9 protein-coding genes are annotated in these 22130 nt (G+C 43.8%); 2 read left to right on the forward strand and 7 right to left on the reverse strand.

Going from position 1 to position 22130, the window contains the following annotated elements:
• Positions 1–75 precede the first annotated feature (75 nt).
• Both DQQ10_RS15345 and DQQ10_RS28245 read right to left on the reverse strand, forming a co-directional pair.
• A complete protein-coding gene (locus tag DQQ10_RS15345) occupies positions 76–9333 on the reverse strand; it encodes a T9SS type A sorting domain-containing protein (RefSeq protein WP_112747767.1) in 9258 nt (3085 codons plus the stop codon).
• A gap of 319 nt (positions 9334–9652) precedes the next feature.
• Positions 9653–12262, reverse strand: coding sequence for an SHOCT domain-containing protein (locus DQQ10_RS28245; protein WP_245970430.1), 2610 nt, complete (start codon positions 12260–12262; stop codon positions 9653–9655).
• 327 nt (positions 12263–12589) lie between these two features.
• Here DQQ10_RS28245 and DQQ10_RS15355 point away from each other — a divergent pair, with 327 nt between their 5' ends.
• On the forward strand, positions 12590–13396 hold the full coding sequence (locus tag DQQ10_RS15355) for an OmpA family protein (protein WP_112747768.1): 807 nt from the start codon (positions 12590–12592) through the stop codon (positions 13394–13396).
• On the opposite strand, the gene DQQ10_RS15360 is transcribed toward DQQ10_RS15355, so the two are convergent.
• Entirely contained in the window at positions 13393–14292 is a 900-nt protein-coding gene (locus DQQ10_RS15360) for a toxin-antitoxin system YwqK family antitoxin (RefSeq protein ID WP_112747769.1), read from the reverse strand. The genes DQQ10_RS15355 and DQQ10_RS15360 overlap by 4 nt on opposite strands.
• 111 nt (positions 14293–14403) lie before the next feature.
• Positions 14404–15369 carry an NAD(P)-dependent alcohol dehydrogenase gene (locus tag DQQ10_RS15365; protein WP_221409739.1) on the reverse strand — a complete coding sequence of 322 codons (966 nt, stop codon included), beginning with the start codon at positions 15367–15369 and terminating at the stop codon, positions 14404–14406.
• A gap of 417 nt (positions 15370–15786) precedes the next feature.
• Between DQQ10_RS15365 and DQQ10_RS15370 the strand changes: the two genes are divergently transcribed.
• Positions 15787–16629, forward strand: a complete 843-nt coding sequence (locus tag DQQ10_RS15370) for a hypothetical protein (RefSeq protein WP_112747771.1) — start codon at positions 15787–15789, stop codon at positions 16627–16629.
• Positions 16630–16641: 12 nt separating this feature from the next.
• On the opposite strand, the gene DQQ10_RS15375 is transcribed toward DQQ10_RS15370, so the two are convergent.
• Genes DQQ10_RS15375 through DQQ10_RS15385 form a run of 3 tightly spaced genes read right to left on the reverse strand, consistent with a single transcriptional unit; the run spans position 16642 to position 22065 of the window.
• On the reverse strand, positions 16642–20319 hold the full coding sequence (locus DQQ10_RS15375) for an ATP-binding protein (RefSeq protein WP_112747772.1): 3678 nt from the start codon (positions 20317–20319) through the stop codon (positions 16642–16644).
• On the reverse strand, positions 20294–20848 hold the full coding sequence (locus tag DQQ10_RS15380) for a condensin complex protein MksE (RefSeq protein ID WP_112747773.1): 555 nt from the start codon (positions 20846–20848) through the stop codon (positions 20294–20296). Before DQQ10_RS15380 ends, DQQ10_RS15375 begins: the two co-directional genes overlap by 26 nt.
• The gene (locus DQQ10_RS15385) at positions 20845–22065 is read right to left on the reverse strand and encodes a hypothetical protein (RefSeq protein WP_112747774.1); all 1221 of its coding nucleotides are present in this window, start codon (positions 22063–22065) and stop codon (positions 20845–20847) included. The genes DQQ10_RS15380 and DQQ10_RS15385 overlap by 4 nt, the downstream gene beginning before the upstream one ends.
• Positions 22066–22130: the final 65 nt, after the last annotated feature.

The raw sequence follows: 22130 nt of genomic DNA on the forward strand, positions 1-22130 counted from the left end.
GCATGTATAGATGACCTTCGATATCGTTGGCAGCGACGTTAGAATTATTGCTGCCAACGCTCAACGCTACCTAATTTAGCGCAGCACAATTTTATGAACTTCAATGTGCTTCTCTGTAACAAGTTTTATGAAATAGGTTCCGGCACTTAAACTTTCAACGTCTAATCTGAGGGCATCCATCGAGTTCAGATTCTCATAATGATTTGTCATCAACAATTTACCGGTCACGTCGGTGATGGACACAGCAACATCCGATGACGTATCCAAACGTTTGACAAAGACCTCATCGACGCTTGGGTTCGGATACACCAGAAAGTTTTTCACTTGCTCCCCGCTTTCTATCATCACAGCAATGACGTCGAAGTAGGTTTTTGTACCGTCCAAGTCTACTTGATGAAGCCTGTAGTACACAATGCCGTTGGCTAATTCATGATCGAGAAATTGATAATATTGCCGCTTTTGTGTGTTCCCTTTCGAGGCAATCTTTCCAAGATCATAGAACGAAAGACCATCGGTGGACTTTTGGATTACAAAATAATCATTGTCTTTTTCGGTCGCCGTCACCCACGTTAACGAGACATGCGTTCCGCGGAATTGGCCTGCGAAATCAACCAACTCAATAGGGAGCGGAGTGTCATCACTCCCTGAAAAAATTGCCCAACTTGAAAAATCTGTGATCCCCGTTACGACCACACGCGATGGATCTTCATCCGGAGATGCCACACTTTTGAGTCGATACGATTCCCATGCCGATCCTACCGCATCCCACCGCGCAGCAAACGCCTGACTTTGATTAAATGATGGTTGTCTAACGTTATCGGGATATTGAAAAATGGTTGAGGCTACAGCAGACACAGGGAATGCCGTTGGCTCAATAGACCACATCGCAAGCAAGGGGTTTGTAACTGTTCCAGGTCCTTTCGCCGTAACGGGATTTACACCTTCTACAAATACCGTTACATCTGTAGATCCTGTACTAAAACTAATGGTGAGTGGCAGATAACTTGCCGCCGTGCCCACAGGAAATGTCGTCGATGAAGTGGAAACATTCCGCATGAAATTTCCCACGATGTGTCCGGATGATCGCGTCACAATACTTGACGCACCACCTATCACTTTAAAACTTCCCGTCACGATGTTTCCTTGAACGAATGTTAATCCATTCGCAACCTGTATGTCCGTATTGAGGGTGACGCTATTCGCACTCTTATTGACGGCGAGCGTAGCAAAGTTTGTCTCTGCACTTCCTCCAATGGTCTGCGGAGCCGCTCCAATAAATTCAACGGTACCGCTACCCGCCGCATAAGCGCTCGCAGATACATTGTTCGTCCAAATTCCTTGTAAAGATATCTTCCTATTGTTCGCGCTATTGTCCAAAGTACCACTTGCAATCGTCAGATTTCCACGAAGTGTGATATCGGCATTGGGAAGCATAATTGAACCCGTTGCGTTTACAACCACATTATTGTAAAACAACTGCGTTGACAGCGCATAGCCGGTACCCGTGTACTCAACCGTTCCGCCTGAGTTATTGACAAATTGATCGTAGGCCCCGCCTGGAAAAATTCCAGATGATAACGACAAGGTACCCGAACCAAGTACGTTTCCAAAGTTGTGTCCGAAGGTAGCATTTGCAATCAAGAGCTTGGCACCAGATCGAACTTCAAGACTAAATGTATTTTTGGAATTCGGTGCTGCTACAAACGCCGTCGATAATGTCACCTGATGAGTCGCATCAATGATCACCGGCGCCCCTGCAGAAGGAACTACACCACCAATCCACGTTGCGCCAACGTCCCAGTTTCCGCTTTGTGCAGAAACAAATGATTGTACAGATTGAAATGCCGACGGGTTACCAGCGGTATAATCTCCTGAAATATAATTTACGCCCGTGGCACCACCATCGATCGTAATTAAATTCGATACAGCCGTGATAGTACCGACGCCAGTACCTTTTGTCCAGTTGCCAAAGAATCGTGCCGCATCATACAAATTCTCGTTACCATTAATGTCTTCGTTATTGTAGGTGTAGATGTGCTGAACCGTAAGCCCTGAAAATCCCGTGCTACTCACATTCCAATAGTAGTCAAGCGCATCGAACCCCACAGTAACTGATGGGTGCTTTCGATTTACTGGCTTCACGGTGATCGTACCTACTGCGCCGTTTGCCGTTGCGGTGTATTGTACAGGTGTATACTTACTCGATGTGCCCAACGGAAAAGTAAAATTGAACGCACCTGATGCAAAGTTTTTCGTTACACCCTGATCACTTAGCGTACCATTTGTGCGAATCATATTCAACGCGTTTGGAGATCCTCCTATTGTCGCGCTTTGGCCAAGCGTAAGATGCGTCGATCGAATATCCATGATGCCACTCATAAATGTCAGCGTCCCATTGATTGTTTGGTTTGTCTCAAGCAACAATCCATTCGCATTGTTAATCTCAACGTTGCCAAAAATACCTTGACCATTGCCGGAGAGAATCTGCTGCGCTGTGCCATTAAAGATCATCTTCCCTGCGCCTGTACTGGTGTGACTACTGTAATTATTGACACGCTGCTTTACCGTGATCGTTCTGCCGTTGTCAAACAGTGTTCCCGTGTTAATGTTCAAAGTTTGATTAACAACGACATTCACGCCCGTCACAGACACTATTCCGCTCGATTTCGTATTCGCAATGTTTAAATTATTAAACGTTACAGTCCCAGATCCGGAAAGTACTTGATCAACCGCAGCACCCGAGAAGTAGGTTGTGTTAGCGCCTGGTGTATACGTACCGTTCACGACAAAATTACCTTGCAACAACAAATCAAAATCATTTGCAACAAACGACGATGATGCGCCTATTGTAAAAGTATTTTTTATCGTAAGATCTCCAACAGTAAGGCTAACAATCGGGGCGTTGGTTGAATTTATTGTGAGATCATACAACGGTATGCTGGAATACATCTGCATGTTTTGACCTACCGGCGTATACAAGGCGCTTCCCATCTGTATAGTTCCACCTGTTGTGTAAGATGTTGAGGGCTGTAAATAAAGTGATGCTATCGTCGGTGTTCCTGATTGCTGACGCGCGATGATCAACGTTCCGCCCGTCATTCCAAAGAGACTACCATCATTCAAGACCTCAAGTAGTGAACGATTACTATTAGGAGCGGATTGCGTCCCGATTGTCACGGTACCTCCAGTCTGAATATAACTCAACGCGCTGATTGTCGAGGTATTGGCCCTCCGCACTTGTGACCCAACACGCAACTCACCTCCGTTGACTTCAATAAACGAGTCTCCACCACCCGCGACTTCAATGTAGTTATCACTGGTACCACCGCCTTCTATGTAAAAAGTACCTGCGTCAATTTTCAATTTTCCCCCAAGTAAGAGGCCTGCTCCTGTACCCGTAGTCGTAATTCTCAAGTTTCCGCCATTCAAAAACAGTTGTGCAGTGTAGGGAATAAAGTAATCGCTTCCATTGTTGCCGGAGCTAATCACCAACGTCTGACTACTCGACAACTTGAATGTTCCATTTTGAAGATCTAATGCTTTTGCCGCCGATGTTGTGGCTGCAGAAAGTGAAAAATTAGAAAGATTTACTTCAAGCAACGGCGTTTGTGTTGTTCCCTTGTTAACAATGAGGCGATTGAAATCTGTTGTCGCTCCAGTTCCGGTTATCGTATTGTTTGATGTTCCCAAAAAGGTCACATCGCAAATTCGCGTCGCATCGTTCATGTTAAATGTACCGTTGTTGATCATGCCACCATTGAGGTTGAGCAGATTGGTCACAACGGTACCGGTAGCCGCTACGCTAAAACTACCCGCCGATTGAATGTTCAATAAGTTTGTTACATTAATCGTTCTTGCTAAACCATTTTGATACTGCAACGCTCCGGCAATAATCAAATCATGTAGCACATCAATGTTCCCGATCCCTGTTGCCGTGTTACTAATCGCTGCTTTACCAGTTCCGGTGATCGCAGAAATTGTCAGATCATTGTATACGGTTAAATTAATATCAGGAAAGGTTATCGTTCCGCTTCCAGGACTTATAACCAAATTCATATAGGTGGGCAAGGCCAGTAGTGTCGGCGATGCTGACGTGGTCGGCAATTTAAAGTCAAGTGCTGTTCTATAGTACTCAACAGTGCCTCCCCCTGTAGCAATGAACTCTCCAAAGTCACCGGCAGGAAATTGCGCCGTAGCACTTGCTGATGAAATTCTCATTCGCCCATTGCCTTTAATTTTCTCACCCACCGCAGCGCCAAAGTTGTGACCTGTCGTTGTCCCTAGATCCAACGTACTTCCACTACTTAACTTCAAATTACCTGCATTTCTTGTGTTCGTCGTCACAGTAACGGTATGGTTGAAAGACGTACCATCACCAATGAATACAGGGTTATTACTGGAGGGTGTACTTCCGGATGCCGTTCCACCAAATGTTACGTTAGACCATGTCGTCGGCGATTCCCAATTTCCGCTCGCGCGACTGTAGAATACAATGACAGCACTAAATGCCGTAGAAATGCCTGCCGTATATTCTCCAGCGAGGTAGCTCACGTTGGTGAACGGAATCGTATTGGCGGCGGAATTTACACTAGCAGATGTTGTCCACGTTGAAGGATTGTTGAGATCATAAAAACCACCGATGTAAGATGTTTCGGTACCAACCACATCACCTTGCACGTATTCGAATGTTGAGCTAATATTTTTCGCTCCCGTGAATCCTGTATTGCGCACTTCCCAATAATAGTTCAAGGCATTTGTGCCACTCACAAATGGGTGTCTAACATTCACAGGGTTGATCGTGATGCTTCCAAAATTAGCAGCCGACACAACGTTCATTACAACCGGCGTGTACTTTGATGTTACCCCTAACGGAAAAGTGAATGTACCCGCTGACGGATAAATCTTTGTCAGGCCACCATCAGAACGATTCCCGGCAGTCTTAATCATTTTTGTACTCGACGGCGACGACACCGAAATTGACGCGGAACCACCGAGTGTTAAATTGAATTGTTTTAAATCAAGTACTCCGGCCGTGAGCGTGAGCACACCATTTACAGTTTGTTTTACCGAAAGTGCCGCGCCGTCCGCATCGTTGAGCTCTAAGTTTTGAAACACACCATTACCAGATCCTGAAAGTGTCGATATCGTTCCTACACTATTATTCAATCTGATACGCCCCGTACCCGTGTGCGTAGCATTGTTAACAATATTACCGCGTACTGTAACCGTTTCCCCTCCATCATTCAGTGTTCCCGTATTCAGCGTGAGATTACCGGCAACAGTTGTCGTAAGATTGCCGGCTAATGTGACGACGCCTGTTGCAAATGTATTGGCGATAGTGAGGTTATTAAATGACAATCCTGAAGGGCTGGTTACGGTTTGATTTCCCGTACTGCTATTAAAGATCGTTGTATTCGTACCTGTCGTATAGGTTCCTTGGTTGTTAAAGTTTCTACCTACTGTTAAGTTCAGGTTGTTGGCATTGAATACGGCTGTAGCACCAATCACAAAATCATTGAGTACAACCAGCGGATCATTCGTCAACGCTACATTGCCGATACCTGAACCTTTAATCGAAGTAAAATTATAGAAGGGAACTGTAGAGCGAACCAAGTGCGAGGTTGCCGAGTTGGTTGTTACTTCCACCAATCCTCCAGTGACATCATAGTTTGCTGCATCTGCACGAATGTCAATCGCTCCCGTTAGTGTAGCGTTTCTAACACGAATGGTGCCACCCGACATTCTGAAAATCGTCGATGTCTTATCCAAGCTAAATTGTGCAGCAGACGTGTTGTTTTCTCCTGTACCCGTTACAATGAATTCTCCACCGGATTGAACGTAGGCACTTCGATTATTCGCTGCACCCGTACCCGCAGTAGATGCTCTTAGCTGACTTACCGTAACGGTGCCACCTTCGATGATAATTTCAGAAATCGTTCTGTATACAATTCCTGCACTTCCGTTGCCATTCCAATTGCCACTGCTAACACGCAACTTACCATACAACGTGAGCCCTGTATTTCCTGGCGATCCAGAAGCCGCATCATAAGTAGCAACCGTTGCTCCGTTTAACCATATCGCACCACGCTCTGGAATAAAAAAGTCGTTACCTCCAGTAGACAACCTAGGAATGTTGATACTACTACCGAGCTTGAGCGTTCCATTCTTTACCCATAACGCTTTATTGATTTCTGGATTTTCCGCACTATAGGGAGCAGTTGTTGAACCATTTGCCAATTGCGTCGGCGCATACAATGCAAAGTTTGTCGCATTCATGTCAAGGATGTACGTCTGATCAACTCCCTTATCAACGATCAATTTATAGACATCGAATTTAGTTGCTGCTCCAGTAATTGTATTATCTGAAGCTCCTTTCATCGTCAGTATAGCTGCGCCTAAACCTGTGGCATCAGCATACTGAACTGCGTTTGAAAGATCAATCGATCCGTTGGCAACAAGATTCTGATAAAAGTTCAACTCATGAATCTGGTCGTTCCCAATGGCCACCATTGCGCCACTTGATATTGTCACGTTGCCAAAAATGTTAACCGTTAATTTATTGCCTGCACCAGAACCGATTGTTGCTGTTCCTCCTGTTACTGAGAAATTTCCATTCACGACGATTGTGCGCGTAGGACCACCGATAACTTTATTTCCAGTCCCGGACATGATCACGTTGTTGTAATATGGAATGTTGGTCGCTAGACCTCCGGTGTAGTCGTAGTACTCAACCGTGCCTCCTACCGGGGAAACAAATTCAAGGAAGTTACCAGTCGGAACAGAAGTGGTTGCAATGCGAAGCAACCCCGCACCGCGAATCGTACCAAAGTTATGTCCTCCGAAAGTTTTAATATCTAACGTTCCTCCTGATTCAATTTCCAGTGAGGTTAACGTTTTGTTAGCCGATGCCATGAACATTGTTCTTCCATTGAGAATGATCACACGATCGCCATTGTTCGGGCCACCCGCGCCGGGCTGTCCTTGCAAGATTGTACCGGTAGGATCGGTGGTCCAGTTGTTGGGCACATCCCAACTTCCTGACTGATAACTGTAGTATGTCTTCGCAAAATTACTGGCATCCCCCGCGCGCCATTCCGATTCTAAAAAAGTATTACCTGCGGCATTTACACCAAAAGTCCGCGTGGTTGTATTATCGACAAACGATCCCGTTACATCGTTGTCAACGTTGTCTGCAAAGCGTTTAACAACCAACGTCGGCGTGCCACTGATGGTAATCTCTGATGCGTCATACTTGAATGTGATCCGCGCGTTCGTGATCGCAGAAATGTTCGTCGTTTTTACATACCAATACCGTTTAACGATATTGTCATTGGTCGTCGAAAACGGAATAGCCTTGATTGCAATCGAAGCGGTTCCCGAAATAGAGGCCCCCAGTTGTGTTATCTGTGCATAGGAATAAATCGTTCCTGTCCCTATTGGATACAAGCGCTGAAAACCTGTCGCTGTAGTAGACTCGCGTATCAGTACGCCATTGGTGGAATTGGTACCATCTTGTAAAATCATCCGTGTGCTGCTGAAATCCGTCGGCGCTGTCCCGCCTGCATTTCCGCTAATAATTCCCGACGGCCCAATGGTCAGATTATAAACATCTAAGTTCACAACACCTGCATTCGCCAAGGCCAAAGTACCATTAACGCGCGTAGCATTACCCAATATCAATTGAAGTCCACTCGCCTTCGATACTGTCAAGTTATTAAAAGTAGTTTGTGACGTTCCGGTGATCGACTGATTCGCCGTAGCGTTGTTGAAGTTCACGGTCCCTGATCCTGCAAGTGTACCATTGTTGATAAAGTTTCCAGTTAACGCAATTGTATTTGCGCCGGTAGCTAACGTAGCGGTCGACTCGATTGTCAGGTCCTTCGTCACTTGTATCGATGCCGACATTGTCTTGGTACTCGCGCCTTGAATTATTAAGTAAGCATACGGTAAAGGAGACGTACCAATATTGTAGTTAACGGTACCGTTATACGCAACTGTTCCTGTCCCTGAAGATGTAAGGAATGATGTAAACGTGCCGGCTGGAAACGTCGTCGTTCCACCAACCGTTGCCGACAAGGCGATTGTACCTGCACCTGTTACTGTCCCTAACGTATGTGTTGTAATCGTTCCTAAGTCTAGCGTACCGTTTACTACCGCTGTTGATGCTGACACTGAAAGCCCCGCGGACACAATTGTGCCTACGCTAGTCGTCGCCATGGCTATTTCTAAATTTGTAAAGTTAGCGGTCCCTGTGATTGTTTGATTAACGCTGCCCATGAACTTGACCGTGCCCGTACCCGGGGTGAAGGTTCCGTTGTTCACATAGTTTCCCGAGAGATTGATTTTGAAAGCCCCTGCTTGTAGTGTTACCCCCGATGAGATCGTTAAGTTATTTGCAATCGTTACATCTGCTGTGAGCGACTTTATGCCTGAACCTGAAAATAACAAATTAGGAAATGTGGCAACTGTGCCTGGCGCTGCTACCGACTGTGCTGCCCCCGCGTATTCAATTGTACCATCTGCGCCATCAATCGTTGCTAAATATCCTGTGGGGAATGCCGCTGTACCATAAATCCGTAATACGCCGTTGATATCAATGCGCATTTCAGAAACACTGGTGGACCCATTGATGGTGTATTGCGTAGTATTGTCGCCAAGCTCTAAATATCCTGCGATGATATAGAGACGGTCGGCGACTGTCCAATGGTTCGTTAATTTTATCGAGCGATTGTTTTTGTTTACCGTCAAACTGTTCAGCCTAGAATTTCCCAACGCCGCTGTTCCACCCAATGCCACATTACCGCCGATCTCGATAATTAAATTCACGACTGTCCATCCACCTCCCGGACGCGCTAAATCTGTAAAATCAATTACACCATTGTTTGTCAAATTTCCGTTGTCGCCTTGGATAGCCAAAGTATGAATTCCTTCTGTTAAGCCAGTGTTTCTGGTAAGTGTGCCATTAACATCAACGCTCACCGGACCGCGTACATTGAGTCGTCGGCCGACGTTGTCGTTTCCAAAAATGAGCGAACCGGTTTGCACCGGCGTCCCAACGGTGAGGCCACTGATCTCGCGGTCAATGTCAAGCACAACATTGTGTCCGGCGGCAATGATGACAATATCCGTCGAGTTACTTCCCAACACACCACCAGGAATCTGCGGTGCCACAGCGCCAGCATGATTTTCCACCGACCATGTATTGACATCATTCCAACTACCGCTGCCACGACTATAATACGTCGTTTGACCTTGCGCACTTGACAACACCACCAACACGAGCGCGACGAGTAATAGAATAGATTTTCCCGTTCCAGTAAATAGTTTATACATAACATCTAATTTGATACAACAATCCTCTAAACAAAATGGACGTAAACCAGAAACACTTTATGACAACACCCGGTATATCGGGGGAATAGCGTAAGTACAGGAAGGGAATTAAATCAATAGCAAGCAAAGTTCCCTTGCCAATGCTATTCACATTGCATGATTAAAATATTGAATTGAATGAGGATTTCAAAAGTTAAAGCTTCGAAACTCCAACTATGACGCTCGATATCGAAACCATCTTCGAGAGCGAAATTTCAAATTGGGAAGTAGTTCATTATTTGAAAACTAGCGCGCAGTTATTTTATGCAGCATGGTCGATTCACATCCCCAATAGGCTTTTCTTTGTCTCTTTCTTTGGCTGTGCTTGTGGCTGTTCAGCAGGAGTAACTTGATTTTTCTCCATCATGTTATTTGATCCTTGTCCACCAAGCACCACCGCTTCGCCTTCTTGATAAATATCTCGCCAGCTACCTGGTCCGGCACAACGACTCTTCGCGGAGTTTGAAAGAATATTATCGACACAATTATAAAACACTTCATCTGGCGCTAGTGAACTAACCGCGGGAGAATTATAAAAAAATCCTTCACTTTGCAGGTAACGTTTACGACCATTTGAAAAATTCATTTGTACCGGAACAAGATCTGGCATCGTATACACCTCCGTATAGTTGTTGTAAAACTTATAGTGTTTATACATTAACTTCTTGGATCCCGGATCCTCGTAACCCAATGCCAAAAGATAGCCCCTGCACGTTGCATCGCTACAAAAAACATCGGCTTTGAAGTTTATTCTAAATTGAAGGCGAACGTAACTCACATCCCCGGCAGCCTTCTCGATGCTATAACGGACTTGAAGCGCCTTATCACTCTGAATAAACAGCCAATCCGAATAATCATTCACACGCTCACCGCTATTTGATTGCGGAGGAGCCGATGGATTTTCAAGTAATTTTTTCTTAGCAAGATTAAACTCCTCCTGGGTGATGATTCCTTCATCCAACAATGCTTTTAATTTTCTAATTTCATCTGCTAAGGTACTCCCATTTGCATTCGTGGTATTCGACTGATTAATCGGCGTTGCTGTTGTTTTGTTCGTCACGGTTCCTGTCGTCGATGGCAAAGAAACTGTTTTAACATGCTTACGTGTGTCAGCCTCCAAAAGCTTTCTGATGTTATACTTTTTAGTGATCGGAAATTTATAATTGTTTAACGCTTGCAAATTGATAACCCAATCGCCAAGTTCTTTTGTAAAGAAAAAGTTATACGGTGACGCGCTCAATCCAAATCGTCTAACGTCTTTCAAATTATCCGTATTCACGAGAAACAAACTGTCGTAAATGGTGTACACCAAATACTTCTCGTCGGGTGTTAATGCTAATCTCGGAATCAACGGGCAATCATTTTCTCGCGCAATATTCCCGTGTACAGTCTCATACTCTTTAGCATCAACAAAATTATACCCTGGCAGTGATTGCTCGCCCTTTGCGTTGCGAATTTGAATCGGAAGTGACGAGTCTGTTAGCGCATACGCATCAGCGGAAATTTTTCCAACATATCCCTTTCGTGATGTGAAATACAACTCGTTGCGCTTCGTTTTGACAATCCCTGTTAATTCATTTGTCATGTAGTCAGTATTGACTGGTCCTTCTGGACGCGTAACAACGAATTTCGATTCATATTGCTTATTCGTATTCACCCAATGAAGCACAGCGACAGCGTTGTCGCGTTCTACGATAAACTCACTTCGGAAATAAATGTTTTTCGTACTATACACGCGCCTTCCTTCTTTACCGACTTCGTATTCAGCGGAAAACGCCTTCTTTTTATCAGCTCTGAATTCATATTTAAGCAGTTTATTTCCGGACAATCCCAGGAAGCGATAGTCATACAACAAACCATTTTCATCAAATATGTAAGGGTCTATACCCTTCGGGCGCAGCACGGCGTCATCTGAATGAATAAGATCGCCTGTTTCTGCATTAAAAATATAACCACCGTCCTTCAAGCAATTTTTACAAGGCACATCATTCACCGCGTCGCCCAACTTATGCAAGTAAAAAAACTTTTCCCCTGATGCTACGAGTAGCGTCGATGGATACTGTTCCCAGTACGAACCGTATTTATAATTATTACCATCATGGCGTTTATCCACCACCATGAGTTCTTTCGTGATATTTTTCTTTGGATTGCTGAACACAAGAATGCCTTTCTCAACTCGCAATGACGATCCAAAATCAAAATCGTAACGAAATATTGGTGTAAGCACCTGTCGTGAACGAATGCCCACATATGCGTCTATCAATGCTGCGTTCAAATGCGCATCGCGTTCAGTGAAAACAATATCGCCACTAAGCTTAGCAAGTTTACGGTAATCGTCTTTAAATTTCTTCGCCTCTGCCAGCGCTTCTGCAAAAGCTTTGAACAATTCTACACCCATTCCAATAGCCAAAGCATTCTCGTACGAGCCCGAAATGTCTTTCAATCCAGACATCAACTCTTGATCATTCAGAAACGTACCGAACTCATAGTTACCATTGCTTGATTTCAATTTCCTCGCCAGTAAATGATATTGATCAAACATCAAATCAAGCTCTAGCTTCGTTTGTTTAAAACGACTATCGTTGACGAGCCCCGGCGTGTTATCAAAGGCCGTCGAAAGATCAAAGTATATTTGACGATAGCTCAGATCCTTATCCGATCCTAGGCTATTGCTGTAATGAAGTAATGTATTTTTAAGTGCACCTTCACTGAGTTGAGATGCTAGGTTCGTTATGAAACCTTGATCGACTTGCAACGGATTCTCTGGATTATTTTGCAACGATGCAGAAAGTTTTGTCAGCGCACTTTCGATTGCTTTATCGTTCGATGGTTGGGAAAATACTGTCAATGCAGAAAGAACAAAAACTGCCAGGAGAATATGAACGCGCATGATGAAGGTGTTAAACATGTTTTGAAACACGGCCACACAGGTCAAGATCTTCGACCAATAGGGATACCGTTGCGCAGCAAAGATAGAAACTCAAAACGACATTTCTTCTCGTCAATTACTGAACATTATACTGCTGCCGGAGGTACACGAGGCCCTAGTACCCAATCGGCTTACCTTGCTCCCATTATTGGAAAGTTACGAGCACCTTGCCTGCGCACTTAGCCTAAAACACTCAAATTTGGGCGTTTTATCTACCTGGCTGCCTGCATTTTAAAATTGGTACATCTTTCGGTATATTCAACCTAGACACCAATTTTTTGCGGCAGTATGGATCGATTTTACGCCACCAGAATGCTCCCGATGCGTGGATTTTTCGCGACGCTGATTATCTTATTTTCATCGCTGTTTTCAATCGATTCATTCGCGCAGGATGACTACGCCAAGCAACGTCAACGACACCAACAAAATCACTATCGTGTACAAGACAATCTGATCTCGCGCGCATGCCATCTCCTTGATAGAAAACGCAGTCATAGTCCGCGTAAACCAATGTTTGCGAGCAAGAAAACAAGCTCCAGCAACACCGGAAGAGTCTTATCATCGTGCGTCGCGCTAAAGAAGGATCCTGAACCCGAGCCAAGGCCAGCACCACAAGTAGCGGTCACGGAAGAAAAACTTGAGCAACTTCATAAAAAGGAAGATCAAGTTTTAGCACTGAATAAACTGCCTGTTCCGAATTCAAAAAAACATGAAGACATTCGCGAAAAGGTTGCTGATGACCTCAAGAAGAATCCCATCACTGGACCACGCCCGCTAGCGCCGTTATACTTTCAATTCAATCAAGATGAATTCTCCGTCGTTGATATGGAGCCATTTCTCATTGCCGTCGAATATGCATTGCAAGGTCGTCACGTGTTGATCGAAGGACATACGGACAGTCGTGGTCAAGATGATTTCAATGTCAAACTATCGGTGAAGCGCGTGCAACGTATCCGTCAGTTGATGCTTGACATGGGGGTTCCTGATTCCAATATATCTGTAGTCGGATACGGTGAAGAACACACAAAAAAGAACGAAGGAAAAAACGAAGATGAACATCAGAACCAGAGACGCGTTGACTTCACGGTGTTTTAATTGACATCGCCGCGCGGCATTTGCTCTCGTCCGTTTACATATAGCTTACTCGACACAAGAACACCATCAATATAAACCAACCACTCACCTTCTTCCTTTCCGTTAACAAACTCACCGATTTTATATGTATCAGAAAATCGTGATTCGTAAGGTCCATGCAACACGCCATTTCGATAACGCGCAATAAGGATGTCTGTACTGTGTGTCGAATAGAATTTCACAGATTCAATCTTGTCGCCATTGACATAGCTGATACTTCGCTCTTCAATTCTACCATTCCACGAACGATCCAATTGATGCCCGACTTGTTTTCCATGGTAAAAATTGAACCACGAGAGGGTATCACCATCCACAACACGAAACCATTTGCCATGAGGCTTTCCATTGATAATTTCGCCCACTGCGTCGTAGGAACCATCGAGACCTTGAATCGTTTCACGAATACGGTGATCGCCATGTGTTAGAATGTCAAAGAAATTTATAGAGGCTGCAATTTGTTTATCCGATTCGACCCCACGCTGCTCCATCGACTTGCTACACCGTGTCGATTCCAAGTACATCGTTCCTGATGCAAACATTAACCAAACTGAATTAACTTTAAATGTAAGGCCGCACTGTTCAGCTTGCACGGGCGTGTACACCGAAACCGTATCGTAGTCAATTTTTGAATGAAACTTCTGTTCGATATGAAATAACGCTTGCGACAATAAACGACCATTGACGGAGACTGATTTTACAGACTTGATTGTTCCTTTGAAAATGATATCATTCAGCCAAAGATCCTCAACAGAAACTTTTCTGTTAGTCCAGCATTGGCATGCTGACGCTGTGAGCACTGCAACGAAAACCAATAGCCACGAGAGACCAATTGATGTATAAAATCTAGATGTCATCATCGAATAAACAGGGCAAGCTAACGCGAATTACACGCCACAGCAAATCACTGACGTTAACTTGCATTTTCACAGGATCATCCGTCAATTTAGATGACCAAGTGCATCATTCGATCACTGTATCTTAATCACGATTTTTCCTTTAACATCGCCGGCGGCATAATAAGCGAAAGCGTCACAAGTTTGCTCCAATGGAAAAATCGTGTCGATCACTGCACGTAACTTTCTCTCTTGCATTAACCGCGCCATATAATCCAGATCTTTGTTTATTTCATAGGCCATCATTCCCAGTTTTTGTTCCTTACTTGAAATCCATGAGCTCAAGAACATCGCTTGAAAGATCGCCTTCATAGAACCACCAACCATTAAGAACTTACCTGTAGGCGTCAACGATTTCTTGTACGCAGCGAGTGGTCTATTCGAAACAACATCAACGATTAAGTCGTAACGCAATCCATTCTCGACAAAATCTTGCTGGGTATAATCGATACAATGATCAGCACCTAAACTCTTTAACAATGGAAACTTATCTGCTTTATCAACGATGGTTACTTCTGCTCCAATTGATTTTGCTAATTGAACCGCAAAGGTTCCAACGCCACCGCCAGCACCATTAAACAACATGTGCTGCCCCGTTTGAAGGCGTCCATGATCACGAACACTTTGCAACGCCATCATGCCTGCTTGTGGAATGCAGCAAGCTTCTTCGTACGTAAGGCCGTGCGGCATCAGCGCTAATGATTTTTCATCGGCACAGGCGTATTCAGCAAAGCTGCCCCAGCCGTCATTGGCAAGATCGCCAAATACAGCGTCGCCTATTTTAAACTTGGTCACTTTGGCACCGACAGCGTCTACGCGTCCTGCGACGTCAGCGCCTGGAATTTTATATTTCGGACTAAACAGCCCCCACGCCCGCACAATAAACGGTTTGCCCCGCACCATATCCCAGTCCCACGAATTGATACAAGCTGCCTCAACTTTAATCCGCACCGCGTTCTCGTTGGGCATCGGCATGGGAACATCCTCAAACTTTAGAACTTCAGAATTTCCGTAACGGGTGTAGCAAATGGCTTTCATCATTCCGACGACGATGACGCGCGAAAAAGGTTACATGTTGACCATCCATTTCAATGTTTTTTCCCTGAAAACGGCTGTGGCGTTTATTCAAAAAGTTATGTATCTTTAATCACAGTTGAATTGACATAAATCCCTCCGCCGCCCATGTTCACAAATCCACTCTTAGCGACGATACTACTGACAGTAGTCATTACAGGTCTAATCGTCTGGTTTGTTAGTAAATTCAAAAAAGCGCGTCAATTAAAGAATCTCGGTGCATTAAACGTATTCTCAGTTTGCTTGGAGTTACTCGCTAAGCTTTTCTAAAATCAGCTACACCTTCTTCTGCCTCAATCTGTGGTGCTCATTTTCATGGGGGGCCGTAACAGCGTCTTTGTGTTTCAGATTTAAAATATTTTATTTGCCACAAATACAACCTCGTTGAACACCAAATTCACTCCATTCTCGTTTCTGTTTATCTTTTTACTATTAATTGCATGTGGCGGCGAAAAGACCGAACATGAACAGTACGAAGATGCAACCTCTGGTATTCGCTACAACACCTACAAAACCGCCTCGCGTGTTACCTTGAAAACAAGTGTTGAAGCTTACAATCTCGCCAACGCAGACTCTAATAAAATTCAAGAACCATACCTGCATTTGTTGTTAGGCTACGGATGGACTATTTCAGGAAAGCCGACCTTGGCATTCGCTGAAGCTGACATTGTAGAAGAAGATAAAGATGCTAAGCTCGTTTACCTGGCCCAATCATTACGATCCATTACGATGTACCAAGCTGGTTGGCCCGGCATCGCCAAAGAAGAGGCGATAAAGGCGAAGGAAAAAGTTGCCAAGACTCCCAATACAAACGTAACGTATGAAGCCGCTGTGTTCTATTTGTTAATGGGAACAGTGTTCGTGAAAGAAAAAGACTTTGAGCAAGCTAAATTCTTCTGGGCGGGGTTTGCAACCGAGACCGATATCCATTGGCCTTATCAGTTATGTGACGCCGCAGCCGATCTTAATGCTGGGCGTATTCAACAAGGATTGCAAAAGGTGAAAGTGATTTCACAAGATCCCGCCGTACCTCCTATTTTACGCGCAGCCCTCGCGGCGGAAATTTCTAAAATTGAAATCCATGCCGGCGGTGACGTCGATTCTTCAATGTTCTGGCCCAAACTAATCGCCGGACTGATCTGGGAAGAATTGAAAAATTCATCCGACGCGACCTTACGCAAGATCGCAAACATGGCACGAGACCTTCAACAATCTTTGCCTAACTAAATTTCAAAATTACTACGGCTCGATACTCATGGTCAGCAACGGAATGACTTTCACGTAACCGTGCTGATCTTTTCTGAATTTATAAGTGTAGTTGTAGTGCGTTTCTAATTTGCTCTCGTTAGGAAGACCGTTGATCAAACAGATATTTCGCTCACCAGCGAAGTTGATTAGCTCTTTCAAGTACGGCGCGGAAATCTGTCCTACCTCATCGATGATACAATGAACACTGAAATTGCGCGCCGTCTTCTCTGTTGACTCCTTGATAAACACATTCAAGAGTGTAATGTAGATCACCGCTTTTACCAGCATGTCGGTTCCGGTCGATCCTACGCGATCGATTTTTTCAATCCACCCTGTATCGTTTTTTCCTTCTTTAATTCTAAAGCGAAGCTCGAAAAGATCTTGCACTCTGATTTCTTCATACTTCTCCTCGGCAATAGTCTTCTGAAGATCGTTCAACAACTCCACGGAGCGCCTATCGATCTCTCCCTTTGATTTGTTATTCTGATTGAAAAGGTTCGCTTCACCATACAAGAAAGGATTCTGCTCGCGGAATTCTGAAATCTTCTGCAACTTCCGGAGAACCTTATTTTCACTGTCTTCCGACTTGAGCTTAATGTATTCGATCAGCTTTGAACTCTCGAATGAAGCTTTACTAAAGTCGTGCTCCATCTTATCGATCATTTTATTGATACGACCTTTATGCTCAATCAAAGCCTTCATCTTACTTGAAATGGCGTCAATTAACATACCATGACTTTTCGCCACTTCCGCTATCGATGTTTGAATTTTATTCTCGTTATAAAACTCTTGAAGGTATGCCGCGAAGCGCTCGTACTCCACTTCACTTGCCTGAGCTCCTATCTTAAAGTTCAAGTGATTATCCGGACGGAAACGCCCAGCAAACTCCGTGATGTTATTCCGGAATTTCTCAAACTGACTGTGAAACTCGTTGTCATTCGCTTGAAGTTGTGAGCATAGACCAATGATACCTGTTTCTGCATATTCCGCGGTTGCACCTTCGATCATATGTCGAAGTCTGTCGAATAAAATACGATCGCGGAAATGATTCTCAAAATGATCTAAGCCGTCCGTAAATTTCTTGAGCGATTCTGCAAGCGCGCGCACATCTTCCTGCAATTGAACTTTCCGTGCCGCGAAGAGCTGTTTCTCCGTGCCGAAAGCTTTGTCCGATTGCCGGATGCGATCTTCCAAGCGTTCCTTTTCCTTCCGAAATTCTTCAGCCTTATCAAACAACTCTCGCTTATCTTTGCGATAATCGGCAATCAACTCTGCATTCTCTTCAAGTTCTTTCAACGCTACCTTAATGGAATCAATGTCTGTGCGAAGTTTCTTAATCCGTGTATCGTCAATGCCCTTCTTTTTCAGCACTGCTGATTTCTCTTTCTGAAGCTTTTCTTTTCTTTCTCGAAACTCTTCCTCTTTTTCCGCGCGTTGCTCCTTGACATTTGCATTCTCGCGCTCGAAACTCTTGCCTAACTTCTCAACCTTTTCAGCAACATCTGCTTTAAGTTTTTGAATATTCTTATTGACTACCGCATCAAGCTCTGTTAAGTTCTGTTTCAACGACTCAAGTGTCTTCTTCAATGTTTGTTGATGGTTGTACACCTCAAGAAGTTCCTTTTCTCTCAGCGCCTCGCCCTTTCGTTGCCACTCATACAGGTCAAGCTCGTACTGCTTCTCCTTCTGCGTATCTTGCTCCGCTTCATATTCAAGTTGCGAAATTTCGTTCTTGATATGCGCCGATTTCTTTCCAATACCACCAATACGACTCTGTTCTTCCCGGGCTTGTGTTTCGCGGAACTCAAGGAACGCATGGTTTAGCTCAGCGATTTTCTCCAAGTAACCTGCTTTCTCTTGTTCATATTCTTCGAGCGTCTTTGAGTGAACCTTTACATTACTCAAATCCAACCCAATGCCATAAAGCGTATCGATATTTTTCTTGGTCAACGAAGGCTTTAGCTCTTTGTTGAACAAAATTTCTTCATTACAAACCTTTCCGATGGTCTCGTACCATGTTGGATAATGCTCTTGAAGGAAACCAAACAACGCATCTTGGTGAATTGAAAGCTTGTCGTCGATTACTTTGATCTTCTCTTCAATAACAACAAGCTCTTGCTTATTTTTCTCAACGTACTGTTCTGAAGTAATTCTAAAACGTTCACGAATGTGATCACCTTCCTTCTTCAAAGAATCGATCATATTATTCTTCACCGTTAACGCAGATGTACGTTCCATGCGTTTCTTCGCGATCTCAGCCAAATGATCTTTGAGTAAGGTAACTTCCTTCTCAAAATATTTGCGCTGCTTAATCTCACGCTCTCGGAAACTAACATCCTTCGCTTCAAGTTCCTTCTCACTCCTCAATTGCTTAAAGCGATCGGACTCTTCCGCGTGCCGTTCCTTAATTTCAGCCTCTTCTTTTCGATATGCGTCTTGAATCTTATTCTTCTCCTCTGTGAAGCGCTTATCCAATTGCAGCGCTTGTGAACTTAGGACGTGATCAAGTTCACGGCGTTCGTTCTCCAGTGCATCAAACAACGTTTTGAACTGCTGCTCTGTATCACTAAATCCAGCTGTCAATGTTGCATATTCATTTTCGCGTGCCTGAAGCTCCACCAATAACTGAGGCTTCTCCTCTGCTTCTCGTAATAAGTCTACAATTCCTTTCTCCTCGTAGTCGCGTTGTTTTTTATCAGACTCACGGAGTTTAGACTTCAATGCTCCGATCTCCTGGTTTACATCTTTGTTCCGCTCTTGATGCGCCACTTCCTTCTCTAAATATTCTTGCTCAATACGAGAAAGCTCGTCACGCTTTACCGCAGCCTGAATTCCCACACTTTCTTTCTGTGCTTGCGCATACTTTAGCGCTCCGCCCAATTCACCCGCAAGCGAGCGTTGCTTCACCTTCAGTTGCTGTAACTGCGAAAAGTTATCACGAATCAGGTCGCTTCGTTGGGAATTCTCTTTTCTAAAAAATGTCTCTATATCGTGGTATCGCTCAGCAAACTGGCGGAGTTGACGTTCAATTGTTTTCAACTCAATCGTTGTATGCTTTGAACTAATGGAGTTCGCAATACACTCTTTCACGAACTCTGCGCGAATTACCGATTCGGAACTTAAGAAAATCGACGTGATCGCTAACGGAATATTATGATAGTTCGCATTCCCTTTCATCAGGGCGAACTTCTTGTACTTCTTATCCGGATCTGCTCCGTAAATGATGTTCCTATAGCGTTCGAACGTTTCAATCTGATCACTATAGCCTATTTTGTTTTCATTGAATTTTCCAAGTACAGCTTTCGGCAATAAAGCCTCGCTATCGACGATGTAGTGATCTTGGACAAAAGGGCTCTCTACAAATCGATAAAAGAGTTTATTATTCCGATATACCGCGACATGAAAAACGCCTTCCTCCGTAGCGATTTCGTAGATGATATAGGAATTGGGAAATTGAAAATAATAATCTTCAAAAGATTTCTGTGAGGGCGATATACCTAGTCCACGTGTATTCGCACTATAAAAAAACAGGATTGCTCGCTGCAATGTTGTTTTCCCCATATTGTTGGTTCCAACGAAGCATGTATTCCCCGCAATCTCAATACTTGAATAATCTGTATTCGCAATATTTATAAAAATAATCCTATTGAGGATTCGTCTGCTCTCCATCGTCTTCAATCGTTATAAGTGAAATAACTTCTTCCAAGTAATGGATAGCGTCCATCACCTTGTATGTATCCTCATCCTCTTGCTCAAAAAATCCAGCCGCAGTGAGGTCGCCTGCAATCTCCCCGACTTTATCAACCATTTTCTCTCGTCGCGAAAGCGCATATATCTTCTGCTTCAGTCTTTCGTTAGAAAAACACTCTTCCGCAATTTGCGTTACGCGATATCGGGTGCCAACAACAGGTTTATTATCCATCGATGAAAAGAAGTCCATAACATCGATGTAATACGCAAACTGCTCCAACTTCTTTTCGATAATCAAGTTGGGCTCATCCGTTTGACTGAAATAAAAATAATTATGACCGCGCTCGAGGGTATAGCCGGTATGACTAAAAAATTCTTTTAGAATAGTATAGTTATCCTCGTAGTTGATAATATCGAAGAGTTTTCCTTTGCTCCCATTTGAGCTAATGAAATTCCCTCTACTTAAAATCGCAAAAATATCCGGCGTATGTTTGGGGATGTTGTTCATTTAACAGCTTTCTTATTGGGTTTAATGATTGCATAGCCAAGCTGTAGCTTCTGCTTTTTTTCGTTGATGTATTGCATCTTTCCGAGCTTTCCGGAGATCAACAGTCTGTTGTCATAATCAATAGTAATCCCCACATAAAGTGAAATCCGCTTTTCTAAACTCAAGGTGCCAACCTTCTCCGGAAAATTGTAGTTCAATACAAATTGAAACAAGTCACTATCCGACTGTAGGAACTTCTCCACAAGGCCTGCTATGTTCAAGCTTGCCGACTCCTCAAGATTGTTATCATCGAAACCGGCAACCATTTTTCCTGCTGGCTTGCGATGATTGTTACGAAGTAAATGCAACTTCTTCGCAATCTTCTGTGTGATCGTATAGCCGTGGTCAGTATGCAAAAAGTCCAACGACAACTTTGACTTCAATGGATTTCTCCTTTGGAACATCAATGCCCTTGTTCCGATCACAACGTCGACGAAATTGGTTTTGTATTTCAATTCTTCGTAGTCCTTCAACTCTTTTAAGCGCTGAATCTTTTTGTAGATCGCTGCTTGATGTTGAATCTTGTTGATATAGTCAATGATCTGCGCCTGAATTTCATTCAGATAATCTCTATTGCGCACGAGCACGTAACGTAAATCCAACACTATCGAATTTAATTCCGCATCAATGATCGTATTAAACAAACCTTGAGCATCCGACACGATCTGCTCTGACTCCATGATCAGATTGATAATATCATCACGCTTGCGCTTGTACTTGTCGAGCTCTTGTAGTTTGATCAGATAATTATCCTGATTCTTATAAGTATCATCGATGTTCTTGTGAAGCTTCATAACCTCACGCGATGTAGTCGAATTGATCTTTTTAAGTGAGCGCTTGATATTCCGTAAGAACTTCGGATTAACGTCGATGTGATAATACTTGAGATTCTCATTTAACGAACGAATATTGTCCGTAATGAAGCTCGTCGTTACTTCACCGATCTCAAGGAATTCTTCAATAAAAGTCGTGATGCGGTCGTCGAGACCAATTACGTTGTTGTTCTCGTGGATGATTTCGTAGTTGACCAGCTTTTCAAGCTTTTCATCCGACATATCACCACGGGCAAGAATCTCCGACTTGTTGATCGAATCCTTGTTACCAAACAAGATTTCAATGACCTCCTTATTTTGATAGAGGAGGTTAACAAGATCCCGTATGGTAAGTGGTGCCTTCAAATCGTCAAACGTTTAGTAGGTATCCGGCATAGCAAGCAGGAGCCGAATCCAGTCTACTTCAAACC

It is taken from the genome of Pseudochryseolinea flava (assembly GCF_003286915.1).
GTDB classification, from domain to species: Bacteria; Bacteroidota; Bacteroidia; order Cytophagales; family Cyclobacteriaceae; genus Ohtaekwangia; species Ohtaekwangia flava.